Annotated in this window: 5 protein-coding genes and 1 pseudogene; 2 read left to right on the top strand and 4 right to left on the bottom strand. The window is 37.9% G+C overall.

Features of this window, described 5'->3' with window-relative positions; all coding sequences use genetic code 11:
• Positions 1-602, top strand: a 602-nt coding sequence (locus Q0486_RS03290) for an MATE family efflux transporter (RefSeq protein WP_299230279.1), incomplete at its 5' end; no start/stop codon positions are given.
• A 36-nt stretch (positions 603-638) separates the two neighbouring features.
• Positions 639-793 (top strand): annotated as a pseudogene (locus Q0486_RS03285) (antibiotic acetyltransferase); the annotation flags it as partial.
• Positions 794-1161: 368 nt separating this feature from the next.
• On the opposite strand, the gene Q0486_RS03280 reads toward Q0486_RS03285, so the two are convergent.
• Genes Q0486_RS03280 through Q0486_RS03265 form a run of 4 tightly spaced genes read right to left on the bottom strand, consistent with a single transcriptional unit; the run spans position 1162 to position 7501 of the window.
• A complete protein-coding gene (locus Q0486_RS03280; RefSeq protein ID WP_270244196.1) occupies positions 1162-2040 on the bottom strand; it encodes a hypothetical protein in 879 nt (292 codons plus the stop codon).
• Positions 2041-2057: 17 nt separating this feature from the next.
• A complete protein-coding gene (locus Q0486_RS03275) occupies positions 2058-5720 on the bottom strand; it encodes an ATP-binding protein (protein ID WP_299230278.1) in 3663 nt (1220 codons plus the stop codon).
• Positions 5704-6255 carry a hypothetical protein gene (locus Q0486_RS03270; protein ID WP_235327567.1) on the bottom strand — a complete coding sequence of 184 codons (552 nt, stop codon included), beginning with the start codon at positions 6253-6255 and terminating at the stop codon, positions 5704-5706. Before Q0486_RS03270 ends, Q0486_RS03275 begins: the two co-directional genes overlap by 17 nt.
• A gap of 49 nt (positions 6256-6304) precedes the next feature.
• Entirely contained in the window at positions 6305-7501 is a 1197-nt protein-coding gene (locus tag Q0486_RS03265; protein WP_270244186.1) for a hypothetical protein, read from the bottom strand.
• Between the last annotated feature and the right edge of the window lie 143 nt (positions 7502-7644).

The following is a 7644-nucleotide window of genomic DNA, read 5'->3' as shown; positions in this document are numbered from 1 at the left end:
GTGTATCTATCTGGAGCATGTTCAATCCGTTTATTGGTGTAGCCTCATGGTTTGCTTTCTTCGTAGCCATTGAGCATTTGGGCGAGTTGGAACTGGCAGCGACAAATGTCATACGCAGCATATCCACCTTGTTTTTTGTTATTGTCAATTCATTGGCAGCAACTACTGGCTCATTGATAAGTAATCTATTGGGAGCAGGACAAAAGAATCAGATTTTCCCGTTATGTAACCGGGTTATCCGTTTGGGATATGCTGTGGGATTTCCACTTATTATCCTTTCTATAATCTGTTTCAATCCACTTTTCAATATTTATTCGAATAATGAAAGCCTGGTGCAAATAGCACAGCTGCCATTTACAGTAGCCCTATTGAATTATGCTTTTGCCTTACCTGGTTATGTATATATGAATGCTGTCACAGGGACAGGTGCCACACGTACAACTTTCATTTTCCAAGCTGTAACCATTATAGCCTACCAGATTTATTTATGGACGATAAGCAATTTCAGCACATCCCTGTCTGTATATTGGACAGCAGAATACTTATATGTGATATTGCTTGGAGTGCTTTCCATTATATATCATAAATGCAAAAACTATTAATCGTTTGAATCCCATGATAAAAAAATACATCCTCGTATGAGAGATACACAGAATGTTTATTTAAACTGTCTATCGAAGTCAGCGATTATACAATCTATAATGATTCTGTATCCAATCTACTACTTTTTGAACAGAATAATGTATTGTATCATTCTCTAATCAACCATGAGCGATTGATAATAAGTAGATATTCTGGTTACCCCTATTCCCACGTTAATATTGGTATGCGAATATCCAAATATACAGGCATCAATCCTACTAATGGTACACAACTCACATCTTGTAGGTAAATGATAGGTAACCGCCACGATATAGAGTTTGCTATGCTTTTCTTGATATTTTTGCAGATAGAGTCAAAAAGTCTCGCATATCCGATGAACTCCTGCACCTGCAAAAACCTCTCCGCAAACTTAATCTAACGGAAGTCATTCATATCTTTCTACACAAAATACTCGTAATTCGGGCTGATATGTGATCCCAATATAGTCAGAACAAAATCAGCATCATTGATGCGAAATATATAGAGAATTATTAGAAACCAAATTGATTTGCAATTTAATTAGTATGTACAATTTTCAATGTAACCTTCCTGTTCATACACCCTACAATAGTGATGAATCATTTCAACCAACCCATTCAAACGTGAATCTATAATCTTCAGATTTTTATATCTAAGATATTGAGTGTCATACAGTCCCGTATTTCCGGATTTCAACCTTTCTTCAATATCTTCGGGAATAAGGAAACTCGCTCTGTCGCCCAGAAATTTATAAAACTCTGACTGATATATACATATACCTGCCAGATCAAAATCTCCAAAATGTATATATCTATTAGGAATTTTGATAAGCCATTCCCGTAAATCTGCCGACTGGGGGTATCTGGAAACGAACAGAACTTTCTTATCTCCAAACAGATGCTTCTGACTCCGTATACGACAAAAATTCTCACCATTCTCCACTCCCACTACTGTCACGTCTGTCGGTATATAAAATTCATCTGGGTTTTGTATGAAAACAGCACTTCCTTCAGGAGGGGATATAACAAACTCACTATTCCCTATTCTTGCATGAACAGATTCGTAACAGTTCACAAGAAAACCTCTGAAAGTGCGAAGCTTTACTGTCTTGGAGTCGCCGGTTTCCTGTACAAGCATACTGCGCTGCAGGTCTTTGTTTTCGCCAGAAAAGATTTCAATCCATCTTTCGAGAGAAGTGCCAGATGTATAATTATCTGAAATATATCTGCCGAATGCCACAGTATCTGTAAGGCGATAGGAAACTCTGCTGCCATTAGTTATTCCGGTTATAAGGCCCTCTATCCTTAATTCATCAACTATCCATCGCGGAAGTGAGCTTGAAGGAAGAGTTCTTCCTTCAAGCATATAAAGTAATTTTTTCGCTACAGATATTGTAAATCGTTTTTTATTTATCTCCATATTGTTACAAGTCATTTTTATTTTCGTGTAAGCAATGGCACTACCCGTGTATTGCTTTTCGCATCTTTGCTTAACAGATAAGTATATTTATAATCCTCAACATTATAAGTGGTAGGCGAACTGTTGATAAGTAATATGTTGCGGCAATTGGCAAATTCAAGTATGCCTTTCACATTATTGGGATGCAACTTACCGATTTCATCCATCATACAATGCACCTTGAAATCCCCGAATTTTCTTGATACTTTTTCCTTGAAGACATTGATAAGCATGATGTTTACCATTGCTTTAACCAGTATGTCTGTGCCGTCGGAACCTACATTCGCTATTTTCTCTACCCAGCCTGTGTCATTATCATTTTCGATAATACGGAACTGCAGGTTAAAGGTGTCAGAAACGACAAGATTCTTTCTGGAAGGCTCATCCTTCAGCAGTTTGCTGAATGCATTAAGATATTTTACAGCCTTGAGATTAACGTTCTCACGCGAATCCTGCGAGAATAGGTCCATTTCACCCATGTTGAAGGTATTCTCATCATTGAAATTCTTTATTTCTATAAGAAGCTGCATAAGTTTGTCGTTACTCTGCAATGGTCTGAGTTCGATACTGCGGATAACTCCTGCAAAATTACGCTTAATGAAATCGTCATTTATGTCTTTAATGGTCTTATTAATAAGACTTTCGCTTTGGGTAAGTTCTCCTGTTTCCTTTGATATGCGTCTTATTATGTTTACGTATCTTTCACTTATGCGGTTCTGATATTCGGTAATTTTATTGTTTTCCACAAACTCACATAAATTGGATGCGAAATCCATGTAATCTGAATCACACGACAATGACTGAGGAAAGCTGAAGGTATTTCTTTCTGTAAAATTACTGTTAAACAGATTTACCGATTTTTTGAAATTTTCAGTATCCTTGCCAAGAGAAACTATCAGACTTTTCAGCTCTTCCACTATCTTACCGCAAGGTTTATTGGTAGGAAGTTCTTCGGGAGTGTACGACTCCGGAGGACAGAAGCCTTCATCTTTGCGGAAATTCTCAAGAACGCAAAGATCGTTCTTAATGGCATCACGTTCGGCCGACTTTTCGTTTATACTGTTTTTTACATTTTCATACTGACCGGTGAGCTTGTTTTTCCGCAACGCATATTTTTCTGCAAGCTCATCCAGATGCATTTCATTGTTCTTCTTTTTATCGCGCAACTCCGGCTCATGGTCAAACAGTTCTCTCTTGTCTTTTTCATAATTCCACACAAACGATTGTTTTTGCGATATATAATCCAACTCAGATTTTATTGTATCAATTTTTGATTTATAGGAATTTATAACCGATGTGTCAGCTCCCTTACCGTTCAACTCCTCATTCTGCAACTTGCGGAGTTCTTTTTTCCTGTTATCCGCATCCATACGCCGGTCGGACAGTTCCTTGTGTGCGGCATGTTTCTCAATATCAACAGCACTGCGTTCTTTCTTTTCCGCCTTTCTCTGTTCCTCATAAATCTGAAGAATCCGCTTTTCTCTCTCCTGTTTCAGAAGTTCCTCATTATTACAACATTTTTGCCTTTCCTTTTCTTTGCCTCCTATAAGTGTTTCTATCTCATCGAGCCTGTTTCTTTTCCACTCAGATTCTTTACGTTCCCATGAAGCTTGTTCCGCCTTTATATTCTTAATCTGAAGAGGATATTGCTGTAACTGAATTTCAATAAGATGCCTCTCAGCCGATATGGCTGAAATCTGTTTTCTGTACTTATTCTTTATCTCTTCAGTACGCTTCGTTTTTTCTTCATTCAGAAGGCTTATTTTTCTCGTATATTCATCTCTTCCGGAAGATTTGGCCTTAAATTCAGCTTTAAGCTGTTCCGGTGAGCGTAACTCACGCTGTACCTCAGCTAAATTAATTTTTACACCATAGAAAGAACTTCCCTCATCGGTTGAAAGTTCGGGAGAAAGATTCTGATTGTAGAGTATAAGTTTTTCATCGGCAATCTTACCTATACTTTCCTGCCATCCTGGCTTGTTCTTGTCGAGCCATTCGCAGAAAGAGCCTTTGCTGCTGTTTATCAGCACATCCAATGATTCTATTTCTGCGTCCAACTGTTTTCTGCAGCGTAAAATCTCATCTATTTTCGAGTCAGACTCTTTTTCAACTGCCATAGTTTCCGCTTCCGACTTCTGTCTGAGACGGTCGCACTCCAATTTCAGACGGTCAACTTTCACGGCGGTATCCTTTTCTTCGGAAGATATGTTTCTCAACCGTTCCTCACAGTCACGTATTTCATCCTTGAAATGAGCTGTACACTCAACCCTCGTTTTCTGTTGTTTCAGGTTGGATATTTCTTCCAGAAGCTGCTCCTTGCTGTCGGCAAGTGTTTTAAGTTTCTCTTCATAAACAGAGCGTACTTCATCTGTCTGACCGTTGGTTTTCTTTGTCAATTCGGCAATTCTTTTACCAAGTTCGTTTTCAAGACATAATACCCTTTTGTTGATTTCATTCTCAAATCTTGCAAGATTGGCATCAATGCTCTGTTCCATCAAAGAGTATTTGCTTATTACATCCCGGTATGTACTAGTGAGTTCATTATACACTTTGTTCAGAGACTCCAGCTCGTATTTCAGTGCCGGTTCTCTATTTACTCTTGATATAACCTCATCAATGTGTTCCTGTTCATAATATTTACGTTTTTCCCTTATCTTCTTAAGGTCAGATTCTATACTGCCGCTTAACTTTAAAAGTTTGTCGCGTTCACTGTCAAACTTGGATTTTTCTTCCCCAAGTAAACGTGTAAACCGTTCGGCTTCCTCTTTAAGTAGCAGAAGCTGTTCTTCCAGTTCTGGGAGCTTCAGGCGTGCCACCCTTTCAGAATAATTGAGGTGCTGTCTTCCGTTTTTAATCTGCTTTTCAACAAGCAGAAGCATTCTGTAATTCTTTATTACCGCATCGGCCTGTTTTCTTACAGGTACCACTCCATTCTTATCCTGCTTTATCCACAACATTACATCAGAATATTCCTGTTCGAAAGTCTCTATCTGGTTCCGGTAATAACTCAGATCAACAACAAACTCATTATCATCCATTGACTGTATAATGGTATCCTTTATAAAATCGGCATCAAGCTTTGAGTTAAGGAATACATTCTGAATTGTATGCGGTATATTCTGATATCGTGAACTCTCTACAATGGCATACTTACGGAATTGAAGCAAATCCGGCTTTCTGTTGTTGCCGAATATTATATCACGAAACATATCATAGCCTGTAACCAGCGATGACACGCTTGCACCCGATTCCGACACTCTTGTACGAATCACACTCCAGTCGGCCGAAACCTCATTTTTACCGTTAACAAACCACTCCTTACTGTATGGCGCATCAATAAACCGGAAGGCGGCCCTACCCATCGACTTCGTTACAACTACTGTATAAGCACCGTTCTCGCGCATTACTTCATAAACTATATATGAGTTGGCAAAAGGGAGATAGAAAGAATCAAAATTCTTCTTTTCTTTCGGTATGCCCAATCTGAGTTTATCTGCATTATAGAAAAACAAGACAGCACGTAAAAGGGTACTTTTACCTACTCCCTGGGTACCAATAAAATGTACATTGCCATCCAACTTGACTTCGGCATACGGCACATGTGCGCTGTTCAGAAATATTACCTTATTGAGATATCTCATCGTTCATTTCCTCCGATATTGTTATGCAGTCCACCAAATCCTCCATATAGTGAAATGCCGTTAATACTTTATAAGTGTTATCATGTTCGTTCTCGAGTTCTATCATTCCTGCCTTTTCAAGTTCTGAAACAAGTTTCTCCACAACCTCATTATATTTCTTCTTATCCTGAAACAGTTTGGAAGCCTTATCCTTCAGCTCAATCTGGCAACTTATCTGAACTTCTATGTCTGCCGGACGGAACTTAAACCCGGGACCGAATGTAGCATCATATGTTTTAAGGAAACTTAGGTAGTCTATCCACTTCATAACAGCTTCAAGCTTGCGTTCAAGGTCGACTTTCGCCTCCTGGCGGGTGAACATATAATATCCGTCACCACCTTCGAGATAAAAACCAATGCCTTTATAATATTCGTAATAATCGGTCAAATCCTCTTCTATGGCATCATAATACCGTTTTATTGCAGGAGAAACGCTGTTTGCAGAAATAAATCCGCCCTTACTCAATATATTGAATATTTCTTCTGTATATTTCATGCTTATTCTGATTATGTAATTATTGGGAAGTATCGGTAATTATTTGGAGTCATCTGGAATATATCAAAGGATATTCCACGTTATGGCTTGTTTCATACTTGTCGGTGAAATTCAGTCCTTCGGCATACTGCGACGCTATCTGGCAGAAAAACAGGATTTTGTCGTCAGTGCTCAGTTTCTTATGATAATTATAGCTCATTACAAACTTAAACAGGTGACTGCTTGATGCCGAGAAAGCATTATAAATTTCCTGTAAGTTTATCTGGTCAAGAACTTCACCTTCTGTTTTCATATATTCCTGAGGTATAGCATCGGCCATATTCTTCGGACCTTTAGCCAGGTTCTTCCTTTTGGATATGATTTTTCTTATTATCTCCAACGCCACTGCAGAAGTACGCAGATTATCTACCGAAAGTTTTATTCTGTAATTGGTCTGAGGCTCCATCCACACAGGATTTCTCATACTGACAACCTGACGTATATCAGTTTTTTCGTCTAAAAGGAACTGGTCACGGAGGTATTTCAAGCGGCGGACTTTCTCGAATATCCTGTTCTGATAAGCTATAAGATTCAGGTAATGAATAATCTGCTTCTCTATCTCAATGAGATTATGATAGGAATCATTAAGCTGAAGTTTCACGTCATTCACCGCTATACGCATTTGAGTGTCCATGGCAACTCTGAAAAAGACAGGTTGAGTGTTGTCTATTATATCTTCACTCCTGTTGATGAGAAGTGCTATGTTCTTACGTTTTTCATCAAGATTCTTCAATTTTGAGAGCTTTACACGATAGTTTGGTTCGTTCTTGTAAGTATTGTCAATGTTGCGTTTCAAGTCTATTACATTACGCACTGTTATCATTGCAATATTTTTCAGACACCTTCTTACTTCTTTGTGATAATTATATTTCCGCTGCTCATTATCTTCTTTAAGATAATAATCAATATTCTCATTCAGTCGTCCCAGATAATCATCCACAAACGAAACATTTATATTCTCATTGACTTGTAAAACATCCTCGAAGAATTTAAGATACACATCCTCCATTTCAAGGAAATTTCCGCTATCTCTTATTATTCCGTAGTCAATAAGATATTTTATTCTTTCTTCTTTATATTCAGTAAGTTCGAGTGCATAATCATATTTCAAGGAAGTTGAAGCTCTTTTCTGAAACATCTGTTTCAACAAAAGTTTCTCTCTTTCAAGTACACGCAAAAGCTCATCAATAGATTTAAAGGTGTTCATAGTTCAAGTATTATAAGAATTATTACTGAAATGATGGCTACTAATTTAATGAATAAAATACTTTTCAACCATATCCTTGAGCTGATCCGATGACAGGTTTGCTATGCCTATTGATTCAATAAGTGAAAACTCTTCTTTATTCT

It is taken from the genome of uncultured Bacteroides sp. (assembly GCF_937912035.1).
Taxonomy (GTDB): domain Bacteria; phylum Bacteroidota; class Bacteroidia; order Bacteroidales; family Bacteroidaceae; genus Phocaeicola.
This window is presented reverse-complemented; position numbering and strand designations above follow the sequence as displayed.